We start from the raw sequence: 21,536 nt of genomic DNA on the forward strand, positions 1-21,536 counted from the left end.
GATCCTTCGCCCTGTGGATCGATCACGTCAGGATCCGTAATTCGCCCACAGGCCGCGGCGCTGGAGACCGGACAGCGCACCGTCGAGCACCCCGGCGGTGAGCGACGCGGCGAGCCCGGCACCGTCGATCGCGGTGCTGCCGCCGAGCAGCCGGGCGAGCAGCGGCTTCGGAGTGTGCATCGCCTCGATCTCCGCGTCGGGGAAGCGGTCGGCGAGGACGCCGCGCAGGGTGCCGATGCCGTCGGCGAGGCCCAGGTCGACGGCCTTGCGGCCGATCCACACCTCGCCCGTGAACAGGGCGGGATCCTCGCCCAGGCGATCGCCGCGGCGGGACCGGACCCACTCGCGGAAGGCGGTGTGGATGTCGCCCTGGATGCCGTGCAGCCACTCGAGGTCACCCTCGCGGACGTCCTCGAACATGTCGAGGCGATGCTTGGCGTCCCCCTCGGTGAACACGCGCCGCTCCAGGCCGATCTTGCCGATCAACTCCTTCGCGCCGAAGCTCGCCGAGATGACACCGATCGATCCGACGATGGACGTGCTGGTCACGAAGATCTCGTCGGCGGCGCAGGCCAGCCAGTAGCCACCCGACGCGGCGACGTCCTCGCAGAACGCCAGCACCGGCAGGTCGTGCTTCTCCGCGAGCTGCCGGATGCGGGTGCCGATGAGCTCGGACTGGGCGGGCGAGCCGCCGGGACTGTTCAGCGCGAGCGCGACGGCGACGGCGTCGTCGGTCTCGAAGGCGCGGCGCAGCACCGGCTCGACACCGGCCAGGTTGAGCGCGCCGCGGCCGAGCCCGCCGGACATCGCGGGCGCGGCGATCGGGCCCTCCAGGCGGACGACGGGGACGACTCCGCCGGCCTGGCCCAGGGCGGCGCGTACGCGGTGGCTCGCGGCCTTGGCCGCGTCCTGCAGATCGGTCACGAGAGGACTCATGGCCCCGACGGTAGCGGGCCACCCCGACATCTCGGCGTCGGCGCAGGTCAGGGCGCCAGTGGTGAGCCCGGGAGGTTGCGGGCGACGGTCCACACCGCGATCAGGACGCCGACGGTGACCCACAGGTAGGTGTTCGTCGGTAGGGACGGGACCCGGAAGCCGACCTTTCTGCCGAGCCAGCCGATCCACAGCCACACCACGATCGCCGCGGCGGGGTAGACGAGCGCGTTCGACCCGAGAGCGGCGCCGAACGCACCGTTGGTGATGTCGTTGATCGCGCGGAGGCCGCCACAGCCCGGGCAGTACAGGCCGGTCACCGCGTACAGCGGACAGACGCCCCAGCTGCCCTGTTGGTGCGGGTCGCGCAGGTGCAGGGCGAGAGCGGTCGCGCCCACCGCCGCCGCCGTGGCGAGGGGACCGGCCGCGGCGCGCAGGCTCCACCGGGCGGGTGAGGTGGTGGCCGTCATGGGGTCCAGGCTAGCCTCCCGCGGTCGACGGGGCCCTGGCCGATCAGGCTGCGGCGATCCAGGCCAGGCCGCCGAACAGGCAGCCCACCGAGACGAGCGCGTCCAGCGCCGCGTAGCCCCAGGCGTTGCGGCGGTTGAGCAGGTTGAGCACCGCGTGGGCGCCGAAGGTGGTGCCGAGCAGCATCGAGGTCAGGAACGTGATCGCCAGGACGTCGAGGTCGCCGCCGTAGCTGCAGGCCATCGCCGCGCAGTCGCGGAACGAGGGCAGCGCGCGCACCGCGAGCACGAGGTTCGCGATGGTCGCGGTGAACGAGGCGACGAGCAGTGTCATCGACACGACGATGTCGGCGCGGGTCTGGCGGCCGCCGACGAGGGTGCGAATGCGGCCGGCCCGACCAGCGTGCGGGTGCTGGGTGCGCACCCCGATGCTGAATCCGGTCATGACAACCATGATCCGTCCGCACACGGCGGATTCCAAGCGTTTGCGATAGGAACTGCGACCGATTCTATCGACCGCGTCGGTCGCGACGCAGGTGAGCGCCGTAAAGCAATCCGGCGGTCTAATAGGTCACATTCACTCGCGTGAACAACAAATATCGGACAATCCGGCGACGCGGACTTCGGGTGCGGATTATCGGGGCGCGATATCAGATCCGATTTCCTACGTCCGTGTAGGTCGGCTATGGTGGTCCACACCACAGCTGTGACAGAATTCACAGTTGCAATCACGGGAGGGCGCGATGGCGGTCAAGCACACTCGATCCATCGCGACGGGCGCCGATGCGGCGGCCCGCAGCTCGTGCACCGTGCACTTCTCGCGTTCGCTGACCCGCACCGGCCTGACCGTCGCCGCGCTCGCGCTCGCACTCGTGCTCATCATCGCCCTGGGCTGAAGCCCCGGCGGGCGGCTGAAGCCCCGCACGAACCTCAACAGCACTTCATGCGCATTCGGCCGTCCTTATTGCGGAACCATTCCAGATAAGAAAAGCTGGACGAGTACGTAGGACCAATCAGAGGACGATCGTCCTCGCAATCGAAGGGAAAGACGTGGCCGTCTACACTCTGCCGGACCTCGACTACGACTACAGCGCTCTCGAGCCCTACATCTCGGCCGAGATCATGGAGCTGCACCACAGCAAGCACCACGCCGCGTACGTCGCCGGCGCCAACCAGGCCCTCGAGCAGCTCGCCGAGGCCCGCGAGGACGGCTCGATCGCCACCAAGGCGCCGCTGCTCTCGAAGAACCTCGCCTTCCACCTGGGTGGCCACACCAACCACTCCATCTTCTGGAAGAACATGTCGCCCAACGGCGGCGACAAGCCGGTCGGCGACCTGGCCGCGGCCATCGACGACCAGTTCGGCGGCTTCGACAAGTTCCAGGCGCACTTCAACGCCGTCGCGATGACGCTGCAGGGCTCCGGCTGGTCCGTGCTCGCGTACGACCACATCGGGCAGCGCCTCGTCATCCAGCAGCTGACCGACCAGCAGGGCAACATCTCGGAGGCCCTCACCCCGCTGCTGCAGCTCGACATGTGGGAGCACGCCTTCTACCTGCAGTACAAGAACGTCAAGGGCGATTACGTGAAGGCCTGGTGGAACGTCGTGAACTGGGACGACGTCGCCGCGCGCTACGCCGCCGCCACCGCCTGAGTCCTCATCCCCTCAGCCTCGGAACCCCGTCCAGCGCACTGCGCCGGCGGGGTTTCGTCGTCGGGGCACATCTCGCGCGACAGGAGTACCGTTTTTCGTTATCGTGATTACGGTATTCACGTCATCGGAAGGATCTCCATGATCTCGCGCGGCTCCGCAGCAGTGCTCATGTCCACCGTCTCCCTCGCCGCCCTCGGCCCCGCCGTCGCACACGCCGCGCCGGCCCCCGGCGACGAGGCCACTGCCCGTCGGATCGCCTGCGAGCAGTACGCGGTCGGCGCCGCCACCGTCGACTACCGCGAGTTCGGCCAGTGGCGCGCGAGGCTGACCCGAGGCACCACACCCGAACTCGCCCGGACACTGACCGACGCCTCCGTCGGTATGGAGTCCCTCTACCGGGATCTCCAGTGGGTCTCGACCGCCGGCCTCGCGGGTGCGGAGATCACGTCGCTGGGCAATGACACGTGGCGCGCGACGTGCTTCGTACGGATCCGCACGACCTCTGTGAAGGCGCCGGCCGGGGCGTCCACGGTCTCGGTCTACAACGTCACCCTCGACAAGAAGCGCAACTGGCAGATCACGGACATCGAGGGGGATCCCGCCGCGCGCTGAGATGTCGGTGCCCCGTGCCACAGTGATCGCATGACGCAGCCGGGGTACGACGCGATGGCCGATCTCTACGCGGAGACCTTTCCGGACCCGTACGAGTTCCCGATCGAGGCGCACGCCGCTGCTGCGTTCGCGGAGGCGGCCGCGGGTCGCCCCGGTCGCACCGTGGACGTCGGGTGCGGTGTCGGGCACGTCGCCGCCGATCTGACCGCGCGGGGCCTCGACGTGATCGGTGTCGATCCGAGCCCCGGCATGCTCGCCCACGCCCGCAGGCTGCACCCCCACGTTCCCTTCGTCGACGGTGACGCCTCCCTCAGCGCCCTGCCCGCCGGCCCGATCGCCGCGATCCTCGCCCGGTTCAGCCTGATTCACGTGGAACCGTCCGAGGTCCGCCGGGCGTTGGGGGCTTGGGCCGCGCTCCTGTCCCCCGGCTCGCCGGTGCTCGTCGCGTTCCAAGCGGCCGACGAGCCGGGCCCGCCGATCCCCTTCGATCACGCCGTCGCGCCGGCCTGGCGATGGCACCCGGACGGGTTCGGCGAGGTCCTCGCCGAGGCGGGTTTCGACGAGGCCTGGCGGATCGTGTACCGCGACAAGGGCTACCGCTTCCCGATGGCGCAGTTGCTGGCCCACCGGCGTTGAACGGGGCACCGGCACCGTCGGATACGGGGAGCCGAAACCCTCGCACAGGACGCCTGAAGAACTGCGACAGGTCGTTAAAACTATTGCGTTACTTGCGATTCCGCTGAGGCGTGACTACGCTGGACTATGCACGAAGGGGAGTAGCCCCCAATCGCGCGGTCGACACACTGGAACCCCGATGGCGCCCGGCCCCGCGAACCGCACGTCGCGGTGGGCGAGACCTTTGTGCCACTTGCGCGGTCTGCGAACGCGGATCCGTGTGGCACAGGTCTTTTCGGAGGTTCCACCGTGTTCAACGCTTTGATCGTCGGCTTCCTGGTCGTCTTCCTCGCCGAGCTGGGGGACAAGTCCCAGCTGATGGCGCTCACGTTCGCCATGAAGCACCACTGGGCCACCGTCCTCGCCGGCATCACCGTGGCCACCGTCGCGATCCAGGCCGCATCGGTGGTCATCGGGGCGACGGTCGGCGCGGCACTCCCGACGCACGTCCTGGCGGTCGGCGCGGCGCTCACGATGCTCGCGTTCGCGTTCTGGACCTGGCGTGGCGAGGGCCCCGACGACGACGAGCAGCCCGACACCGCGGCGTCCGCGCGCTCCAACTGGGCGGTGTTCCTGGCCGTGACCTCGGCGTTCGTCCTCGCCGAGCTCGGCGACCGCACCATGCTCGCCACGATCACCCTCTCCACCGGCCACAACGCGCTGGGTATCTGGATCGGCTCGACGATCGGCATGATCCTGGCCGGCGGCATGGCGATCGCGGTCGGCGCACTGTTCGGGCACCGCATCCCCGAGCGCGCGGTGCACGTCATCGCGACGGTGCTGTTCTTCGGCTTCGCCGGGTGGATGCTCGTCGACGCGATCGTCGGGCTGACCAGCGGTACCGCGGTGGCCGTGACCCTCGCGCTGACGACGGCCGTCACCGCCCTGGGCCTGTACGCGGTCCGGCGCGCCCATGTGGCCCGACGGTCCGCCCTCGCCCCGGCCGATGAGCTGTCCGGCACCCCCGCGCCCTGAAGAACGGCCGCTCACTACTGTGAGACGGGTCGCCCCGCCCACCGGCGAGGGCGCATGTCACCACAGAAGGGAAACAGCCATGGACGTGTCCGGCTCCTCCGTCATCGTCACCGGCGCCGCCTCCGGCCTCGGCGCCGCCACCGCCAAGCGCTTCGCCGAGGCGGGCGCCACCGTCTTCGGGCTCGACCTGCAGCCGTCGATCGACAAGGCCACCCCCGTCGAGAACGTGCACCTCATCGCCACCGATGTGACCAAGGAGGACGAGGTCCTCGCCGCGATCGCCGAGGCCGTCAAGGCCGGCCCGCTGCGCGTGGCCGTCAACTGCGCCGGCGTCGGCTGGGCCGGCCGCATCCTCTCCAAGAACGGCCCGCACGCCCTGGACCTGTTCCAGACCGTCATCAACATCAACCTGGTCGGCACGTTCAACGTCATGCGCCTGGCCGCCGACCAGATGAGCAAGCAGGAGACGGCCGACGCGCAGGGCTCCCGCGGCCTCATCGTCAACACCGCGTCCGTCGCCGCCTTCGAGGGCCAGATCGGCCAGATCGCCTACACCGCCTCCAAGGGCGGCGTGCACGCGATGACCATCACCGCGGCGCGCGACCTGGCGCAGTTCGGCATCCGCGTCAACACCATCGCCCCCGGCATCATCAACACCCCGATGCTCGCCGGCGTGACCCCCGAGTTCAAGCAGACCCTTGAGGCGGGCGTGCCCTTCCCGCAGCGCCTCGGCGAGCCGTCCGAGTACGCGGACCTCGCGTACTTCCTCTCGCAGCACGACTACCTCAACGGCGAGACGGTGCGCATGGATGGGGCCATTCGGATGGCTCCGCGCTAGATCTGCAGTTCCTCCGCCGGCGTCGCCCCGACCGCGTCCGACAGGACGAGGAGCGGGGCGGCGTCGTCGTCTATCGAGGTGCCCTCGGGCGGCAGCACCATGCTCGACGGTGCCGGGGCCGCCCCGGCCTCGTTACGCAGGTCGATCGCGACGAGCAGGTTGTGCACGTTCTCCTCGGGAACCCCGTCGCCGAAGTCGTCCGGCAGGTAGGGGCTGAGCTGGACCAGTACGTCCCGGATCTCGACGACACGTCGCTGGAACCGCAGGTGCGGGTCCTTGCCGGCCGATTTCGCGTCGAGCACGACCTCGGGCACCGCGGTGGTCAGGAGCTGCCACAGCGGCTCCAGCCGCTTGTAGTCCCGGCGGTGCCGCTTGCGGTAGTCGAGCTGCACGAAGAAGCCCCGCACACCGGGGTAGCTGAGCCCGATGACGAACAGCACGATCCCCACCGCGGTGCACCCGCGCGAGACCGTGAGCAGGACCGGCCAGGACACGGCGTGCACGATGCTGGTGAGCACGAAGACGACCTGCGTGAGGGAGCCGATCGCCGTCAGCGCGAGGCCGGCGGCCATGAGCCGCAGCGAGGTCACCAGGTAGCCGTCCGCGAAGGGCATGAGTCGCGTGAGGGACAGGACGCAGTCCGCGAGGCCGTACATGAGGTAGCCGCCCGCGATCGCGAAGAACACGGCGAAGCCGAGCTCCTGCACGGTGAGCGTGTCCAGGGTGGCATCGCGCAGCGACGGCGGCATCACCGTCATCGCGACGGACAGACCGATGACGGACGCGAGGAGCGGGACCGCCTCCATGCCGGCGCGACGCTGCCGCGCGGACTCGGTGGGGCCGTAGAAGAAGGCGACGGCGAGCGCGGCCACGCCCAGCGCCAGCGCCGCGTAGCCGCCGAGGCGGCTGGAGCCGCGCCACAGCGCACCGTCGATGCTCGAGGCGAGGGGCGAGTTCAGCAGGAGCACCGCCAGGGTGAGCGCCGCGATGGCGACGGTCACGGCCACGGCCTGGATGCCGGCCTTGGCGCGGTAGAGCCGGTCGACGCGGTAGCACAACACCAGGGTGAAGAACGCGACGCCGAGTACGTTCACGATCTTCACAGCCACCGGGAATGTCCTCCCAACGCGCGTTGGATGCCGCGCAGGCTGTCGTGTTTCGCGGTGCGGCCGGCGAGGGCACCGGCCTCGGACGCCCAGCCGAGGATGATGGAGGCGATCATCTCCGCCTCCCACTCGTTCGCGTCGTCGTAACAGGTCCGGTGCAGGGCGGCGTCGGCCTCCTCGGCGGGCATCTGCTCCGCGTGCACCGAGGGGCCGGCGTTCTGATGACCGGCGATGAGGTGGCCGAACTCATGGATGATGATCTGGTCGCGATGGGTGCGCGACGTGTTCGCCTGGTAGAAGAAGTAGTCCGCGTCGTCACCGACGAGCCACAGCCCGTTCGGCATTCCGACGGGAAGCGGCTGCGAGATCACCAGGATGTCCCGACCGCGGCGCTTGCCGTACTTCTCGCACAGCTGCACCGCGTCGAAGGGCAGGTCGAGGTCGAGACTGCGCACCTCGTTCTCACAGAGGCGGCGAAGGGCCTTGACGGAACGCACGCACGCCCCTCCTTCGACGGATCCAGGAGGGACGGCGCGGACCGGCAGACGCGCGCTCGCGGCCCGTCCTACGGGCCGCTGAGCGGCGAGGTCAACCGGAGAAGGTTACAGTCCCTCAGTTTCGCGCGAGTCTACGGGAAGTTCCGGCGGATCGGCGGGCAGGCCCTGCTGCACCCGGAGCACCTTGATGAGCTCGTTGACCATGTTCACCGAGTCCGGCGAGAGGCCTGCCAGGCGGAACGCGGCCATCTGCACCTTGGTGTCGGCCTGGAGCCGCATGAGGTGGATCTGGTCACGCGTGCGCTGCGCCGCCTCGTCCTCGAGGAAGTAGTGCACGTCCACACCGAATGCCGCGGAGATGCCCTCGACGGTGCGGAACGACGGCGACTTCGCCTTGCCCGAGCGCAGCTGGCTCAGGTAGGACTCGCCCAGGCGGAAGCCCAGGGCCGTCGACCGCTGGGCGATCGCCTTCGCGGTGAATGCGCGACCGTTGGGGCCGGGCACCGTGCGGAACAGCTCCTCGAGCCGACTCGCGAACAGACCCTGACCCACCAGGGCGTCGCTGTCGTACTTATTACCTGTGTCCACTTTGTGCCATCCCTCTCTATCACCGGCACGACCTGCCGCCTGTGGCCCCACCTCGTCTGTTGCGAGTCCACCAAGCTTGATCACACTATAGCGCACTTTGCCATCGGCCACGACCTCTTCGTGATCGCCTATCGAATCAGTGCATCCATGCTGTATTCTTACTCATAACTGTGCGACAACTGCGGAAGGGGTGCGTTGTGTCTCGCCCTGCGCATCTTTCCCGCCGCATTCGGGCCGTCATCGTAACGGCCCTGGCAGTCGGTGCAATCGCATCCGCGCCGGCGTGGGCCGCCCCCGATTCCGACACCTCGTCCGGCTCCTCCGATGGAGGCCAGTCGACCTCGCAGAGCGAGAGTTCGTCCTCGTCGAGCAACGACGACAGCAACTCCAACGACGGCAACTCCGGCGGCGGTGTCCGCGGCGGCGACAGCTCGGCGTCCGGCTCGGGCGGTAGCTACGGACGGGGCGTCAACCCCTCGAACTCCGGCAACGACAGCAACGGCGGCACCGGCAACGGCAACGGCAACGGCGGCACTGGAACCGGCACCGGCGGCACCGGCACCGGCACCGGCACCGGCACCGGCACCGAGAGTGGTGGAACCGGCGGCACGACCGGAACCGGCGGAACGGGCGGCAACGGCGGCAGCCACCACGGTGGCGGCATCATCGGCGGAATCCTGGGTGGCATTTTCGGCGGCTCGGGCAGCGGCTCGTCCGGCGGCGCCACGGCACCGTCGATCCCCTCCGGCTCGACCGGCGGATCCTCGACCGGCGGGTCGACGGGTCCGGCGAAGCCCGAGACCCCCGGCGTCCGCACCGGCAGTCCGCTCCCCGAGACCACGGCGGGCCTGGGCGACGATTCGTCCGCCACTGCCGACGAGCCCAGCGCTCCGGCCGCCGCTCCCGCGGCGCCCGCCGCCGCGGCGCCCGCACCGGTCGTGGTCCCTCCCCTCGTGGTGGGTCCCGTCGCCGCTGCGCCGGCACCGGCCGTCCCGAAGCCGGTTCCCGCACCGGCTCCGGCCGCGCCGAAGCCGGCACCGTCGGACACGGACCGCCCGACGAGCAACCAGAGCACCGGCCCCCAGGAGACCACGGTGTTCGCGTCGGCGGTCACGTCCGCGCAGCGCGTGGCGCCGGTCGCCGCGGAGACGGCGCGCCAGCTCTCCCCCGCCATGATCGCGATCCTCGGCGGCATCGCACTGCTCGGCAGCGGCAGCTTCGCGGACGCATTGCGGCGCGCGCACCTCCGCCAGGCGCAGGCCTAAGCGCCCACCACCGGCAGCGCGAGTACGCGGTCGCTCGACATGAACGCGCGGAGCGCGGCCGTGGCCTTCACGTCGTCCTCGTTGTACTCGAGGATCCGCTGCCGCTGCACCGCGCGCTCGGCGTCGCCGAATCCCCCGTCGATCCCGACGCCCACGCGGTACCAGAGCATCGAGGCCTCGCCGCCGGCTTCGGCGTCGCGCCAGTGGAATCCGGCGACGGGCGCGACCTTCTTCAGGCCCCGGCCCTCCAGTGAGAGGAAGGAATCGCCGACCGCGTCGAACATGTCGACCCATTCCGGTGACGCGATGAACTCCTCGACCGCGCGCCGCACCGGGACGCCGGGCTCGCCCACGAACCTGTCCGCCGACGCCAGGAGCCACTTGTTCTCGGCGTTCTGCGAGTAGCAGTACGCCGCGAAGGTCCTGCCCGTGGCGTGCGCCTCCGCGCGACGGTCCATGAGGAAGGCCCAGAACTCCGCGAAGGAGCGCGCCTCGTCACGCGTGGGCACCGGGTCCCAGGTGACGAAGGGCCGGTAGCCCAGCTCGACGCCGTCGCGCCGCAGCCACGTGCCCCAGAGGTACGCGCCGTACTCCTGGTAGCTCTCCATGTCGACGTCCACCTCGACATCGGCCCGGCGCACCGTCACCTCCGGGCGCCGCCGCACGAGCACCTGCCCGTCGCGCCAGGCGCGCGCCATCGCGCGCAGGTCGGCGATCGGGACGGGCACGTCCTCGGGCTGGGGCCCCTCGTACTCGGCCAGCTGGTCGACGGTGACGATGCCCGCCTCGCGCAGGCCGGGTGCGGAGCGGCCGTCGGCCACCAGGCTCACGTCCCGGGCCAGGGTCAGGGTCTGCGCGCACTGGGGCCACCAGGGGCACCTCCGGCATTCGGCCACGCGCACGGGCTCCGTCTCCACGACGCCCGCGAGCACGGCCCGACGGTCCGCGAACCGCTCGTCGTAGGCGGCCAGGAGCGGGCCGACCTCGTGCACGACGATCCGCGCACCGTCGACCCCGATGCTCCCGCCGAGCAGCGTGCGCGACGCGAACCCCGTGTCCTGCAGCATGCGAGTGATGTGGGCGAGGCGCATCTGGTCGCCGCGGTGTTGGCGGACCCGCACCGTCTGGTCCTCGTGGGGCTCCCAGCGCTCCAGCGGCGAGGTCACGGGCCCGCGGGGCGCGCCGTCCGGTCCGGGGGCGGGGCGCGAACCGGAGACGGGATCGCAGGTCTTGTGGTTGACGACGATGACGGGGATGTAGCCGTCGGCGAGCCGGACCAGGAGTTCGCTGTGACCGCGGCGGTCGTGCGCGGTGGGCAGCACGGCGTTCCAGATCCGATCGGCGCCCGCCTCCATCGCCGCGAGGGTGCGGCGGACCGCTCCCTCACCCGGCGCGATGACGGTGAGTCCCGGCAGACCGTCCCGGACCGACGCGCGGAACACGGCGGCCGCCTCGACCCGCAACTCCATGCCCGGGTCCGGCTCGCCCTGCGGGGCGCGGGCCTCGAGAGCCAGACGGTGCCGGCAACCGGTGAGCGACCCTGCGCTCACCGGATTCGTCGTGGTTGCCTCGTTGATGTTCACTTCCCTAGCAGTATGGCGGGCGGCACCGACAACTCGCGGAGCCGCGCTGTGCAATGCTGTACCGGACGGCAGTACTGACCTACAAGGACGTGCACTGATGGGTTTGTTCGGCAAGAAGAAGAAGTCCTCCCGCGCGGAGCGCCGCGCGCAGGCCAAGGCGCTCAAGTCCAAGGCGCGCCTCGAGGCGAAGCTCGCCGCCAAGAACGCCGATCGCGACGCCAAGCGCGTCGTCAAGAGTGCGTCGAAGAGTGAGCGCAAGGCCCTCAAAGCAGACCTGCAGCGCTCGAAGATCGTGGCGAAGGCGCAGGGCAAGGCGGACGCGGCGAACCTCAAGATCGCGGAGACCAATGCTCGCGCGGCGGTCGAGGGCAAGCTGCTCTCCGAGGCGCGGCTCAAGCGGTACATCTCCACCGCGCGCCTGCTGGCGCCCGTCGTGGTGCCGATCGCGTACCGCGCGGCGCAGGCCGGCCGGAACCAGTTGGACGCGGCGAAGGCCTCGCGCCTGGGCGTGCCCGTCGACGAGGTCGCGGCGTTCGCCGGCTACGGCGGCGGGCTCTCCGCCCGCGTCGCGGCGGCGCGGCGCTCGCTGGACCAGCTCGCGGCCACGCATCCCGACGCGGAGACCAAGTCCTTCACGGCCTCCGTAGCGAAGCGCCTCGACGACCTGGGCACCGCGGTCACCGCGTCCGAGTCGATGCCGCCGGCTCGGCGTCGCCCGGCGCACCAGGCCATCGCCCGCGAGCTCGACGGCATCGACGCCGACCTGCTCAACCGCCTGGGCGTCAGCTCGTAGTTCACCGCTGCCGCTCCGAGGCGTCGGCGACCAGGTCCGGGCACATGCGCCCGGACCTGCGTTCGTAGTGCCAGATCTCGTTCTCGTAGATCCGGCACAGCCCGTACCGCTCGCCGTTGCGACTCATCCATCGGGCGGCCTCGTCCGGCCCGATGTCGACCGCGTCGCCCGTCACGTGTTCGGAGTCCGTCGGGCTCGCGACGAGCCGCGCCGCCTCCTGCGCGCCGTCGCGCCGCACGGCCTCGTCGTAGAGGAACCGCTGGTAGCGCTGCGAGCGCCAGCCCGACGTGAGATAGGTGCTCACCCCCTCGCGCTCGGCGGCGAGCGCCGCCTTCCGCACCGCCTGCCGCAGGCGCGGATCGAGGTTCGTCACCGCGGGCACGTCGGCATCGACGGCCACGTGGTCCGCAACGACGCCGTCCGCCTCCCCCAGCGGCCCGACGGTGCCGGCGCCCGTCCCGTCCGGTATCCCCGGAAGCGTCTCCGAGCACGCGGCGACCGTCATCACGATCACCAGTGCCGCAGTGGATTTCGTGAACACATGAGCCATGTGCCCACGGTGGGCCGCTCACGTCCCGGTCCCGTCGCCGACGGTCCGCCGTCCCGTCCCGGTCGTGCCCCGATCCGGTCTCACCACCGCAGTACGAGTTCACCGCCGTCCGGAAGGGCGGCCCAGCGCGGTGCGATGTCGTCGTAGCGGGCGAAGATCCGGTCCCGCAGGGCGGGCTCGACATCGGCGTCCTCGAGCGCGCCGGGCCAGGCGGGCTCCGGCTTCCGGTGCCCGCGCTCGACCTCCCACAGCGCCGCGGTCAGCGACGCCAGGTACTCCGACCGCGCCATGTCCGCGGACTGCGCCGGGGTCGGCTGCCGATTGCGCCGGGAGGCCTTTCGGCGCTCCGCCGGATCGGCCGGCCAGAACAGCCCGTCGAGGCCGTTGGCGTCGGCGAGCCGCCCGAACACACCGCCGCGCAGGCCCGCCTCGGCCTCCACGATGAGATGCGCGATATCGTGCGGCACCGGCGGGCGGCCGCCCGGGCCGCCGCGCGGCGCGAGCTCCGGGCCCTTCGCACGAGTGATCCGCACGTCGTACCCGTTCCGGCGCTTGACGAACGTGACCTCCATGCCTCCAGGTTCCAGCATCCGGCTCCGCGCCGCAACGGGATTTCGACGGGCTGCGGCCGTCGACCGCGCGCAATACAGTGACGGCATGTCGATGCGCACCCGCCCGTCCCTGTCCCTGCTCGGCGCGGCGGTTCTCGTCACGACGGCGGTGCTCGGCGCCGCACCGGCGGCGGCGGCCCCGCCCGCGCCGGCCTATGTCGCGCTCGGAGATTCCTACTCGTCGCTGCCCGCCGACGCCACCGTCGGCACTTCGCAACAGGAGCGCTCGTGCGGGCGATCCACGCAGAACTACCCGAAGCTCGTCGCCGCCTCGCTGGGCCTCGCGCCGAACGCACTGCGGGACAACACCTGCGGCGGCGCGAAGACCGACGACGCCTTCACCCGCCAGCGGGCCGGATCACCGAAGCTCGGGTACTACTCCGCCGCACCGCAATTGACCGGCATCGGCGCGGAGACGAAGCTGGTGACGATCTCCCTCGGCGGCAACGACGGCGATCTGTTCGCGAACATCCTCGAGGCGTGCGCGGCACCGTCGGCCTCGAAGACGGTGCGCTGCACCGCGGACGAGCGCACCCGCCCGGCCCGCCTGTCCGACGGGGCCGTCACCGCCCGGCTCGCCCGGATCACCGCGGCGAACGAGCGCATCGTCCGCGCGGTCCGCGAGCGGGCGCCGCGGGCGCGGATCCTGGTGGTGGGCTATCCGTCCGTGCTCGACGGTGACCGCTCCTGCGCGACCATCCGGTTCTTCCGCACCGCGTCGATCCCGTGGATGCGGAGCATCCTCACCGAGCGGCTCAACCGCGCCGTCCGGCAGGCCGCTGCGAGCACTCAGGCGGAGTACGTCGACATGGAACCCGCGTCGAAGGGCCACGAATTGTGCAGCGCCCGACCGTGGATCAACGGCGTCGACGACGATCCCCGCGCCGCGGAGATGCACCCGTTCCCCGAGGAGGGGCGCGCCGTCGCGGCGGCGATCACCGCCGCGCTGCGGGCGTCAGGGCCGCGCCTGTAGCCGTTCCCGGGTCGCCTCGTCGGCGGGCAGGAAGGTTTCGAGATGCAGCTCGTCGACGGTGGCGTCGTGGGGCGTGAGCACAGCGCTGACCACGCTGAACAGCCGCAGGTGCGGCGCACCGTCGGGCATGCGGAGCACGAGCTCGACGACGGGGCCCGAGGGCTCCGGCGCCGGTGCGCCGGCCGGGTACTCCCGGCACTCCGCGAGCAGCGCCGCCAGTCGCGGGTCGGCGGTCCGGTCGGCGCGCGCGGACAGTTGGTGCAGCAGGTGCGCACGCCACGCCCCGAGCTCGACGATGCGCGGCGCGAGCCCGTCGGGGTGCAGGCTCAGCCGGACGACGTTGATCGGCGGCTCCAGCAGGTGCGCCGCGCAGCCGTCGAGGAGCGGCGGCACCGCGTCGTTGGCGTCCACGAGATCCCAGTACCGGTCGAGCAGCACCGCGGGATAGGGCGCGTGCGCGTCCAGAAGCGTGCGGAACGACGCGAGTACCCCCGCCGCGTCGACGGGGCTGTCGTGGCGCGGCGCGAAACCGCCGGCGACGAGGAGCGCATCGCGTTCGCGCGGCGGCACGTCGAGGTGTTCGGCGAGCCGCAGGATCATCTCCGCGCTCGGGTGCGAACGTCCGGTCTCCACGAAGCTCAGGTGCCGCCCGCTGACCTCGGCGCGGCTCGCGAGCTCGAGCTGACTGAGCCGTCGGCGCTGCCGCCAGGTGCGCAGGAGCGGGCCGACCTCGATCGTCGTCATGGACGCGAATCTAGTCGCGCGGGGGAAGCGCCACCATGACCTCGGAGGTAATCGTCACCGGATCCCGCCGCCGGCAGACTCGGCGTCGAACGATCAGCAGGATCCGAAAAACACTGGAGGACATCATGAACGACATCGTCACCGCCTACCTGAGCACGTGGAACGCGGTCGATCCGGAGACCCGTCGCGCGCTGCTCGACGCGCACTGGACCCCCGACGCCACCTACGTGGACCCGATGGCCGCAGTCGCCGGGACCGAGGCCATCGGTGCCGTCGTCGAGGGCGTGCACGAGCAGTTCCCCGGCTTCGAGTTCACGCTCGTCGGGGAGCCGGACGCGCACCACGACCAGGTGCGCTTCCAGTGGGGCCTCGGCCCCGCGGGCAGCGAGCCGCCCGTGATCGGTTTCGACGTGGTGACCGTCGACGCGGACCGTCGGATCGCCACCGTCGCCGGATTCCTGGACCGCGTACCCGCCTGACCGGGAGGACGCCGATGGCCCCTCCGCAGAGGGGCCATCGGTGCTCGTCGGCCTACCGGCCGATCAGCTTGAGCGCCTTGATCGCCGAAGGCACGATGCCCAGGAAGACATTGCGGGGCACACCCTTGATGCCGCCGATGCCGATGATCCGCTGCTGCGCAATGGTCTTCGACTCGCAGTACTTGAGCAGGCCCTCCGTGCCGTGACGCCGGCCCACACCCGAGATACCCATGCCGCCCATCGGCGCAGCGGTGGAACCCCATGCCGCGGCGTAGCCCTCGTTGATGTTGACGGTACCGGCGTTGATCCGCTCGGCGATCTGCTGCGCCTGCTTCGTGGTGCCGGCGAAGACGCTGGCGTTGAGCCCGTACTCGGTGTCGTTGGCCTTCTCGATCGCCTCGTCGACCGAGTCCACCGGGTAGATGGACACGAGCGGGCCGAAGGTCTCCGACTTGAAGCAGACGGCCTCCTCCGGCACGTCCTTGAGCACCGTCGGCTCGTAGAAGAACGGGCCGAGGTCCGGGCGGGCCTTACCGCCCGCGAGCACCGTCGCACCCTTGGCCACCGCGTCGTCGACATGCGCGGCCACGGTGTCGATCTGCGCCTTCGACGCCAGCGAGCCCATCTCGTTGGTGAAGTCGTAACCCGCGCCCAGTGCGAGCGTGGCGGTGCGCTCGGCGAAGGCGCGGGCGAACTCGTCGGCGATCTCCCGCTCGACGTAGATCCGCTCGATCGAGATGCACAGCTGGCCCGAGTTCGAGAACGCGGCGCGGGCCGCACCGTCGGCCGTGTGCGCGATGTCGGCGTCCTTGGTGACCACCATGGGGTTCTTGCCGCCCAGCTCGGCGGAGAAACCGATGAGCCGCCTGCCGCACTGCTCGGCGAGCGTGGCGCCGGTCGCGGACGAGCCGGTGAACATGAGGTAATCCGCGGCCTCGACGATCGCGGTGCCCACGACGCCGCCGGGGCCCGGGACCACGGCGAACAGGTCGCGCGGCAGGCCGGCCTTGTACAGCAGCTCGACGGCGGCGAGCGCGCAGTACGGGGTCTGCGAGTCCGGCTTGAGCACCACGGCATTGCCCGCGGCGAGCGCGGCGATGCCGTCCGATACCGCGAGGGTGATGGGGTAGTTCCACGGCGCGATCACACCGACGACGCCCTTGGGCTGGTACCGCACGCGCGTCTTGGTGAACACCGGCAGCATGCCGTCGGTGCTCTTCTCCGCCAAGATCTTCGGCGCGTTCTTGCCGTACCAGCGGGCCGTCATCGCGACGTCCAGCGCCTCCTCCTGCGCGTACTGGCGGGCCTTGCCCGTCTCCAGCTGCACCATGTCCATGAGTTCGGCGCGGTTGTCCCCCACCAGGTCCGCGAACTTCAGCAGCACCTTCGCGCGGTCCTGCGGGGTGCGCGCCGCCCACTGCTTCTGCGCGACGCGGGCGCGCTCGAAGGCCTTGGCCACGTCCTCGGCGGTGCCGACGGGGATCGTGGTGACCTTCTCCCCGGAGAACGCTTCGAGGACATCGCGCGATGTCCGCTCCTCCGGGTGATCGATCGCCGAAAGGGCGCGAAGACGGTCGAACGTGGCCTGGGTGGGTGCTGGCATGACGCCAGATTACCCGCTTGTTGATGGTCACTCAATAGACGGTGGCAACCGGCCCGGCCGCGGCCTCGGAGATTCGGCCGGATCCCCCGCGGAACTGGATACATGCGCTCTGAGCAGGAAATCTGCGGATTCCCCAACCGCCTCTCTCCACAGATGAGGTTATGAAACTTCGTTCCTCCACAGCTGGCACATCATCGGGCGATCCGGCGGCCGAGCCCCGAGAGGATGCTCTCATGGACACGATCGAGATCCTCGAGACTCTCGCCGGGCCCGACGGAGGAGTTTTCTCACGCCGAGCGGCACTGACGGCAGGAGCCGATGCTGCTGGAATCGAGCGGCTGCGCCACAGCGGAGACATCGTGGCAGTACGTCGGGGCTGGTACCGACTCGGCGGCGCCGACGCGCTCGTGGTCGCCGCAGTCAAAGGCGGAGCGGTTCTGGCCTGCGTGTCCGCTCTGCGGTATCACCCCGGCGTGTGGATCCCGCCGGATCGGAGCAAGACCCACCTGCGACGGGCCCGGCATCGACGCAAGCCGGCGCACCAGGACTGCGACGCCGGACACCCCATGAGCTCTCCTGTTCGCGCGGTCGACTCGCTCCCGGATGCTCTCCGGTGCGCAGCGAACTGTCTGGCCGCCGACGAGTTCGTCGCAGTCCTCGATTCGACGCTCCGCCTCGACCATGACCGTTACTCGGTCGCCGATCTCCGCGAGATCTTCGACGGTGCCTCGCAGCACATCACTCGGCTACTGGACTTCCTCGATCCGGTGGCAGGTTCCGGAACCGAGTCGCTCGTCCGATTCCGCCTGCAGTACGCGCGGATCAGGGTGCGGAGCCAGCAATCCATCCCCGGCATCGGACGTGTCGATCTGCTCGTCGGCGACCGGCTCATCATCGAGTGCGACAGCACTGAGTACCACAGCGGCGCGCAGCGTCTGGAGGACAACCGGCGAGACCGGGTCGCGACTCGCGGCGATTACCGTGTGATGCGCATCGACTACTCCGAGGTGATCGGCGCGTGGCCGCGGATCCTCGCCGACATTCTCGACATCGTTCGCACCGGTCGCCACCGCGGACCCGTCCGGATCGTGGAATCCGACGATTTCGACGCGGGGGCGGATATGCCGAGCGCCACCTAGAAATCCTCCGATTCCTCGAGCCGGATACCCTGGCGAACATGAGCAACGTGCAGTTCACCCCCACCGCGGACCTGGTCGACGAGATCGGCCCCGACGTGCGCAGCTGCGACACGCAGTTCCGCCAGTTCGGCGGCCGCAAGCAGTTCGCCGGCGAGGTCGTCACGGTGAAGTGCTTCCAGGACAACGCGCTGCTCAAGTCCGTCCTCGGCGAGCCCGGCGAGGGCCGCGTGCTGGTCATCGACGGCTCCGACTCCAGCGGCGTGCCCTCGCTGCACACCGCCCTGGTCGGCGACCTCATCGCCGAGCTCGGCCGCTCCAACGGCTGGGCCGGCATCGTCGCGTACGGCGCCGTGCGCGACGCCGCCGTGATCGGCACTCTCGACATCGGCGTCAAGGCCCTGGGCACCAACCCCCGCAAGTCGACGAAGACCGCGGAGGGGCAGCGCGACGTGCCGCTCACCTTCGGCGGCGTCACCTTCACGCCGGGAGACACGCTTTTCAGCGACGAGGACGGCATCGTCCTCCGGTAGGGCCCCCACCCCGGTGCCACCCTCTTCCAGCGCCGGGACGGCATCGTCCTCCGGTAGGGCGCCTCAGCCGGCGAGCCGGGTCAGCGCGCGACGCGCGCCGACCGCCCGAACACCTCGACCACGTCGCCGACCGCGAGCTGTCGGCCGCGGCGCGTGTCGACCTCGCCGTTCACGGTCACCTCACCGTCCGCGATCACTCCCTTCGCCTCCGCCCCGGAGTCGATGAGGCCCGCCAGCTTGAGGAACTGCCCGAGCCGAATCACGTCGTCGGAGATGGTCACGTCGATCGCGTTGTTCACGCCGACCATCATGCCGCACGACGTGCCCGCTCCAACGTGGTGACGAGCAGCCGGTCCAGCAGTGCGGGATCCGCGACGCCGTCCGCCTCGACGACGACCACCACCGACCGCACCCGCGCCAGCAGGATCCGCCGCTCCTTCGCGAGCTTCGACAGTGCCGGCTTCGACGCCGATTCGTCATCGAGGTCCACGGACGTCGAGGTGTAGACGTAGGACGGGAGTCCGGAGACCGCCGCGCCCGGCCCGAAGGTGTCGGTCACCCCGCGGTTGCGGGTCGACGGCGCCGCGAAGTCGGGGAAGGCCCGCTCGTAGGTCCCGCATCCGGCGATCCATGAGGTGGTCAGGGCGAAGACATCGGCGCCCTCGCGTTCCCGCTCGATCGTGACGCTGACCCAGCCGGCGTCGCCCTGCGATGTCGTGGACGCCGCGTAGTAGAGGTTCCAGTCGGACCCGTCGGGGTTGCGGGAGAAGCTCTTGCCGAACGGCGTGTAGAGGCACTGCGCGGGCCGCGTCTGTCCGTCGGTCTGCCCGTGCAGGCCGAGACCCGAACCGTCCTCGTCCGCGATGTTCGTCGACGGTGCCGCGCCGCCCGGGAAGTCCCCGGCACCGGGGAGCAACGCCGCCAGTTCGGCGTTGCTCCGCGCGCCGAGGCCCGCGTGGTTCGGATGGAACCGCCCCTGGTATTCGGCGAACAGGCCCGGATAGCTGCGCGCCGACGACGGTGCCGCCGCACCACTGGACGCGGCGGAACCGTCGCCGTCCGACCCCGGGTCGCACGCCGCCACCGCCAGAAGCGCGACGAGCGCGAGGGCGCGTCCGTACCTCATGTTCCCTCCCCCGGCCGGAATTCCCCGACGGTACTACTCTCGCCGGTGTGCTGCTCGAACTCGCGGGTACCCGCACCCACGTGGTGGTCGACGGTCCGCGCGGCCCAGCCTCCGGGCCGCCCGTCGTGCTCAACTCCGGCCTGGCCGGCAACTGGTTCGACTGGGACGCCGTCACCGAGCTCCTGACGGTGGGCCGCACCGTCGTCCGCCTGGACCGGCCCGGTTACGGCCTCTCCGATCCCTGGCCCGACGGTGCCGTGCCCACCCTGGGCTCCGAGGTCGCGCGGCTGCGGGACCTGCTGGACGCGCTGGAGCTGGAGTCCGCGGTCATGGTGGGGCACTCGATGGCGAGCTTCTACGTGGAGGCCTTCGCGCGCGAACACCCCGCGCGCACGGCGGGCGCGGTGATCCTCGACGGCAGCGTCGAGTCCTCGCCGCGGTGGGTCCTGCCGGGCGACCTGCGCGACGAACTGCTGCTGCGATCGGCCGACGTGGGGGCCGCGGTGGGCATGAACCGCGTGGGCCCGGCGGCGCACCGGATGCTCGGCGGCGCGACCCCTCCGCCGGAGTACGCGGACATCCTGAAGTCGGACGCCTACTTCAAGGCCGCGTTCCTGGAGAACGGGCGGTACCCGGTGCTGGCGCGCGAGCTGGCGGCGCTGCGCGGACGCCGGGAGCTGCCGCCGGGGATCCCGACCACGGTAGCGGCGGCGTACGGGGGGCACCGCACTCCCCTGTCGGCGTCGTGGCTGAAGGAACAGCGGGGTCTCGCGGACCTGCTGCGCGCCCGCTACGCGGTGATCTCGCCCAGCGGACACCAGGCGATGGTCGACCAGCCCGCCCAGGTGGCGGCGCTGGTGCTCGACACGGTCAGCTGACGCGGAGGCTCCGCAGATCGGACGCGGTGACGAGGCGTTCGCCGTCCTCCGTGAGCAGGAGCGCGAGGCGCCGGTTCCGCAGGCGGGTGAGGGTGCGTGAGCCCAGGATGGCGGGGCGGCGGGTCAGCTTCACGGGGATCTCCGAGGGTGCGATCTCGATGCGGAACGGTTGGTTACAGATACTGTATTGCTTCCTGAGGGCGGGGTCCAGCGCTCGGACCGCGAGCGTGTCCCTCCTCACAGCCGGGTTCGGCGAAGACCTTCCCGACCGCGCCGCTAATCTGTCATTGTTCGACCGCAGTTTTGCGTCCCCACACATCCTCCAAGGAGAACCGTGTCCGATCTCGACGACCTGCTCAAGTCCATCCCGCTCGCCGACATCGCGGCCCAGCTCGGCGTCTCGGAGGACGTCGCCTCGGAGGCCGTGAACCAGACCGTTCCGACCCTCCTCGCCGGTCTCCAGGCGCAGGACACCACCGAGGCCCCCGCCCAGCTCATCGACGCCGCCGACAACGGCGACGGCCAGGAGATCGTGGCCAGCCTGTTCGGTGACAAGACCGACGACGTGGCGGCCGCCGCGGCCGCTCCGCTGTCGTCGGGCGTGACCGACGGCCTGGTCAAGCAGCTGCTCCCGATCCTCGCGCCGATCGTGATCAGCTTCGTCATGAAGAAGCTCACCAGCGGCGGTGCAGCGGCCCCCGAGCAGCCGCAGGCCCCGGCCCCGCAGCAGGGCGGCGGCGACCTGCTCGGCAGCATCCTGGGCAACATGCTCGGCGGCGGCAACTCGGGCGCGGGCGCCGGCGGCAACGCCGCGGGCAACGTGCTCGGGAGCATCCTCGGCGGCCTGCTCAAGGGCAAGTAGCCGCACCGCGACACCACGCAGAAGGCCGGGCTCCCCAGGGAGCCCGGCCTTTCCGT

Annotated in this window: 28 protein-coding genes; 14 read left to right on the forward strand and 14 right to left on the reverse strand. The window is 70.7% G+C overall.

What is annotated here, in order from left to right; translation table 11 throughout:
• Positions 1 to 27 precede the first annotated feature (27 nt).
• The 3 genes from AXK61_RS11435 to AXK61_RS11445 are packed head-to-tail and all read right to left on the reverse strand — an operon-like array spanning position 28 to position 1,845.
• Entirely contained in the window at positions 28 to 936 is a 909-nt protein-coding gene (locus AXK61_RS11435; RefSeq protein WP_068573588.1) for a S49 family peptidase, read from the reverse strand.
• A 47-nt stretch (positions 937 to 983) separates the two neighbouring features.
• Positions 984 to 1,403, reverse strand: coding sequence for a DUF2752 domain-containing protein (locus tag AXK61_RS11440; RefSeq protein WP_068745399.1), 420 nt, complete (start codon positions 1,401 to 1,403; stop codon positions 984 to 986).
• A 43-nt stretch (positions 1,404 to 1,446) separates the two neighbouring features.
• Positions 1,447 to 1,845, reverse strand: coding sequence for a hypothetical protein (locus AXK61_RS11445; protein WP_068745401.1), 399 nt, complete (start codon positions 1,843 to 1,845; stop codon positions 1,447 to 1,449).
• 277 nt (positions 1,846 to 2,122) lie between these two features.
• Between AXK61_RS11445 and AXK61_RS24940 the strand changes: the two genes are divergently transcribed.
• The 6 genes from AXK61_RS24940 (at position 2,123) to AXK61_RS11470 (ending at position 6,153) form a co-directional block, all read left to right on the forward strand.
• Positions 2,123 to 2,296: a hypothetical protein gene (locus AXK61_RS24940; RefSeq protein WP_156485639.1), complete on the forward strand. Its 174-nt coding sequence runs from the start codon at positions 2,123 to 2,125 to the stop codon at positions 2,294 to 2,296.
• 154 nt (positions 2,297 to 2,450) lie between these two features.
• Positions 2,451 to 3,053, forward strand: coding sequence for a superoxide dismutase (locus AXK61_RS11450; RefSeq protein ID WP_068573585.1), 603 nt, complete (start codon positions 2,451 to 2,453; stop codon positions 3,051 to 3,053).
• A gap of 138 nt (positions 3,054 to 3,191) precedes the next feature.
• Positions 3,192 to 3,665: a hypothetical protein gene (locus tag AXK61_RS11455; protein ID WP_068745402.1), complete on the forward strand. Its 474-nt coding sequence runs from the start codon at positions 3,192 to 3,194 to the stop codon at positions 3,663 to 3,665.
• Between the two features lie 30 nt (positions 3,666 to 3,695).
• Positions 3,696 to 4,301 (forward strand): class I SAM-dependent methyltransferase, encoded by a 606-nt coding sequence (locus tag AXK61_RS11460; RefSeq protein WP_068745404.1) that lies wholly within the window; start codon positions 3,696 to 3,698, stop codon positions 4,299 to 4,301.
• Between the two features lie 288 nt (positions 4,302 to 4,589).
• Positions 4,590 to 5,315: a TMEM165/GDT1 family protein gene (locus AXK61_RS11465; protein ID WP_068745406.1), complete on the forward strand. Its 726-nt coding sequence runs from the start codon at positions 4,590 to 4,592 to the stop codon at positions 5,313 to 5,315.
• A gap of 79 nt (positions 5,316 to 5,394) precedes the next feature.
• Complete coding sequence (locus tag AXK61_RS11470; RefSeq protein ID WP_068745408.1) at positions 5,395 to 6,153, forward strand: SDR family NAD(P)-dependent oxidoreductase; 759 nt, start codon at positions 5,395 to 5,397, stop codon at positions 6,151 to 6,153.
• Here AXK61_RS11470 and AXK61_RS11475 read toward each other — a convergent pair.
• The 3 genes from AXK61_RS11475 to AXK61_RS11485 form a co-directional block, all read right to left on the reverse strand.
• The gene (locus tag AXK61_RS11475) at positions 6,150 to 7,262 is read right to left on the reverse strand and encodes an MAB_1171c family putative transporter (RefSeq protein WP_068745409.1); all 1,113 of its coding nucleotides are present in this window, start codon (positions 7,260 to 7,262) and stop codon (positions 6,150 to 6,152) included. The genes AXK61_RS11470 and AXK61_RS11475 overlap by 4 nt on opposite strands.
• Positions 7,253 to 7,756, reverse strand: a complete 504-nt coding sequence (locus AXK61_RS11480) for a hypothetical protein (protein ID WP_068573579.1) — start codon at positions 7,754 to 7,756, stop codon at positions 7,253 to 7,255. Before AXK61_RS11480 ends, AXK61_RS11475 begins: the two co-directional genes overlap by 10 nt.
• Positions 7,757 to 7,861: 105 nt before the next feature.
• On the reverse strand, positions 7,862 to 8,344 hold the full coding sequence (locus AXK61_RS11485; protein ID WP_068573578.1) for a helix-turn-helix transcriptional regulator: 483 nt from the start codon (positions 8,342 to 8,344) through the stop codon (positions 7,862 to 7,864).
• Positions 8,345 to 8,541: 197 nt separating this feature from the next.
• Between AXK61_RS11485 and AXK61_RS11490 the strand changes: the two genes are divergently transcribed.
• Positions 8,542 to 9,609 carry a hypothetical protein gene (locus AXK61_RS11490; RefSeq protein ID WP_068745411.1) on the forward strand — a complete coding sequence of 356 codons (1,068 nt, stop codon included), beginning with the start codon at positions 8,542 to 8,544 and terminating at the stop codon, positions 9,607 to 9,609.
• On the opposite strand, the gene AXK61_RS11495 is transcribed toward AXK61_RS11490, so the two are convergent.
• Entirely contained in the window at positions 9,606 to 11,192 is a 1,587-nt protein-coding gene (locus tag AXK61_RS11495; protein WP_068745413.1) for a TM0106 family RecB-like putative nuclease, read from the reverse strand. The two genes, AXK61_RS11490 and AXK61_RS11495, sit on opposite strands and share 4 nt — an antisense overlap.
• A gap of 97 nt (positions 11,193 to 11,289) precedes the next feature.
• Here AXK61_RS11495 and AXK61_RS11500 point away from each other — a divergent pair, with 97 nt between their 5' ends.
• Positions 11,290 to 11,985 carry a DUF6474 family protein gene (locus AXK61_RS11500; RefSeq protein WP_068745415.1) on the forward strand — a complete coding sequence of 232 codons (696 nt, stop codon included), beginning with the start codon at positions 11,290 to 11,292 and terminating at the stop codon, positions 11,983 to 11,985.
• Position 11,986: 1 nt separating this feature from the next.
• On the opposite strand, the gene AXK61_RS11505 is transcribed toward AXK61_RS11500, so the two are convergent.
• Together AXK61_RS11505 and AXK61_RS11510 are read right to left on the reverse strand one after the other, a co-directional pair.
• The gene (locus AXK61_RS11505) at positions 11,987 to 12,535 is read right to left on the reverse strand and encodes a M15 family metallopeptidase (protein ID WP_068745417.1); all 549 of its coding nucleotides are present in this window, start codon (positions 12,533 to 12,535) and stop codon (positions 11,987 to 11,989) included.
• A gap of 80 nt (positions 12,536 to 12,615) precedes the next feature.
• A complete protein-coding gene (locus AXK61_RS11510; protein ID WP_156485640.1) occupies positions 12,616 to 13,107 on the reverse strand; it encodes a hypothetical protein in 492 nt (163 codons plus the stop codon).
• Between the two features lie 85 nt (positions 13,108 to 13,192).
• Here AXK61_RS11510 and AXK61_RS11515 point away from each other — a divergent pair, with 85 nt between their 5' ends.
• Positions 13,193 to 14,119: an SGNH/GDSL hydrolase family protein gene (locus tag AXK61_RS11515; protein WP_068745419.1), complete on the forward strand. Its 927-nt coding sequence runs from the start codon at positions 13,193 to 13,195 to the stop codon at positions 14,117 to 14,119.
• On the opposite strand, the gene AXK61_RS11520 is transcribed toward AXK61_RS11515, so the two are convergent.
• Positions 14,102 to 14,863: a helix-turn-helix domain-containing protein gene (locus tag AXK61_RS11520; RefSeq protein WP_068745421.1), complete on the reverse strand. Its 762-nt coding sequence runs from the start codon at positions 14,861 to 14,863 to the stop codon at positions 14,102 to 14,104. The genes AXK61_RS11515 and AXK61_RS11520 overlap by 18 nt on opposite strands.
• A gap of 125 nt (positions 14,864 to 14,988) precedes the next feature.
• On the opposite strand from AXK61_RS11520, the gene AXK61_RS11525 reads away from it, so the two are divergent.
• Positions 14,989 to 15,342, forward strand: coding sequence for a nuclear transport factor 2 family protein (locus tag AXK61_RS11525; protein ID WP_068745423.1), 354 nt, complete (start codon positions 14,989 to 14,991; stop codon positions 15,340 to 15,342).
• Positions 15,343 to 15,394: 52 nt separating this feature from the next.
• Here AXK61_RS11525 and AXK61_RS11530 read toward each other — a convergent pair whose 3' ends face one another.
• Positions 15,395 to 16,945, reverse strand: a complete 1,551-nt coding sequence (locus AXK61_RS11530) for a succinic semialdehyde dehydrogenase (RefSeq protein ID WP_068745425.1) — start codon at positions 16,943 to 16,945, stop codon at positions 15,395 to 15,397.
• A gap of 233 nt (positions 16,946 to 17,178) precedes the next feature.
• Here AXK61_RS11530 and AXK61_RS11535 point away from each other — a divergent pair, with 233 nt between their 5' ends.
• Positions 17,179 to 18,084, forward strand: a complete 906-nt coding sequence (locus AXK61_RS11535) for a PDDEXK family nuclease (RefSeq protein ID WP_068745427.1) — start codon at positions 17,179 to 17,181, stop codon at positions 18,082 to 18,084.
• Between the two features lie 38 nt (positions 18,085 to 18,122).
• Entirely contained in the window at positions 18,123 to 18,614 is a 492-nt protein-coding gene (gene rraA, locus AXK61_RS11540; RefSeq protein ID WP_068575230.1) for a ribonuclease E activity regulator RraA, read from the forward strand.
• Positions 18,615 to 18,694: 80 nt separating this feature from the next.
• Here rraA and AXK61_RS11545 read toward each other — a convergent pair whose 3' ends face one another.
• Positions 18,695 to 18,913, reverse strand: coding sequence for an RNA-binding S4 domain-containing protein (locus tag AXK61_RS11545; RefSeq protein ID WP_414929997.1), 219 nt, complete (start codon positions 18,911 to 18,913; stop codon positions 18,695 to 18,697).
• A gap of 8 nt (positions 18,914 to 18,921) precedes the next feature.
• A complete protein-coding gene (locus AXK61_RS25385) occupies positions 18,922 to 19,740 on the reverse strand; it encodes a hypothetical protein (protein ID WP_068573570.1) in 819 nt (272 codons plus the stop codon).
• Positions 19,741 to 19,787: 47 nt separating this feature from the next.
• Between AXK61_RS25385 and AXK61_RS25390 the strand changes: the two genes are divergently transcribed.
• Entirely contained in the window at positions 19,788 to 20,618 is an 831-nt protein-coding gene (locus tag AXK61_RS25390) for an alpha/beta fold hydrolase (RefSeq protein WP_068573569.1), read from the forward strand.
• Here the strand turns inward: AXK61_RS25390 and AXK61_RS24945 are convergent.
• Positions 20,611 to 20,751 carry a hypothetical protein gene (locus tag AXK61_RS24945; RefSeq protein WP_156485641.1) on the reverse strand — a complete coding sequence of 47 codons (141 nt, stop codon included), beginning with the start codon at positions 20,749 to 20,751 and terminating at the stop codon, positions 20,611 to 20,613. The two genes, AXK61_RS25390 and AXK61_RS24945, sit on opposite strands and share 8 nt — an antisense overlap.
• Before the next feature lie 201 nt (positions 20,752 to 20,952).
• Between AXK61_RS24945 and AXK61_RS11560 the strand changes: the two genes are divergently transcribed.
• The gene (locus tag AXK61_RS11560) at positions 20,953 to 21,480 is read left to right on the forward strand and encodes a DUF937 domain-containing protein (protein WP_068573567.1); all 528 of its coding nucleotides are present in this window, start codon (positions 20,953 to 20,955) and stop codon (positions 21,478 to 21,480) included.
• The last annotated feature ends 56 nt before the right edge of the window (positions 21,481 to 21,536 follow it).

It is taken from the genome of Tsukamurella pseudospumae (assembly GCF_001575205.1).
Classification (GTDB): Bacteria; Actinomycetota; Actinomycetes; order Mycobacteriales; family Mycobacteriaceae; genus Tsukamurella; species Tsukamurella pseudospumae.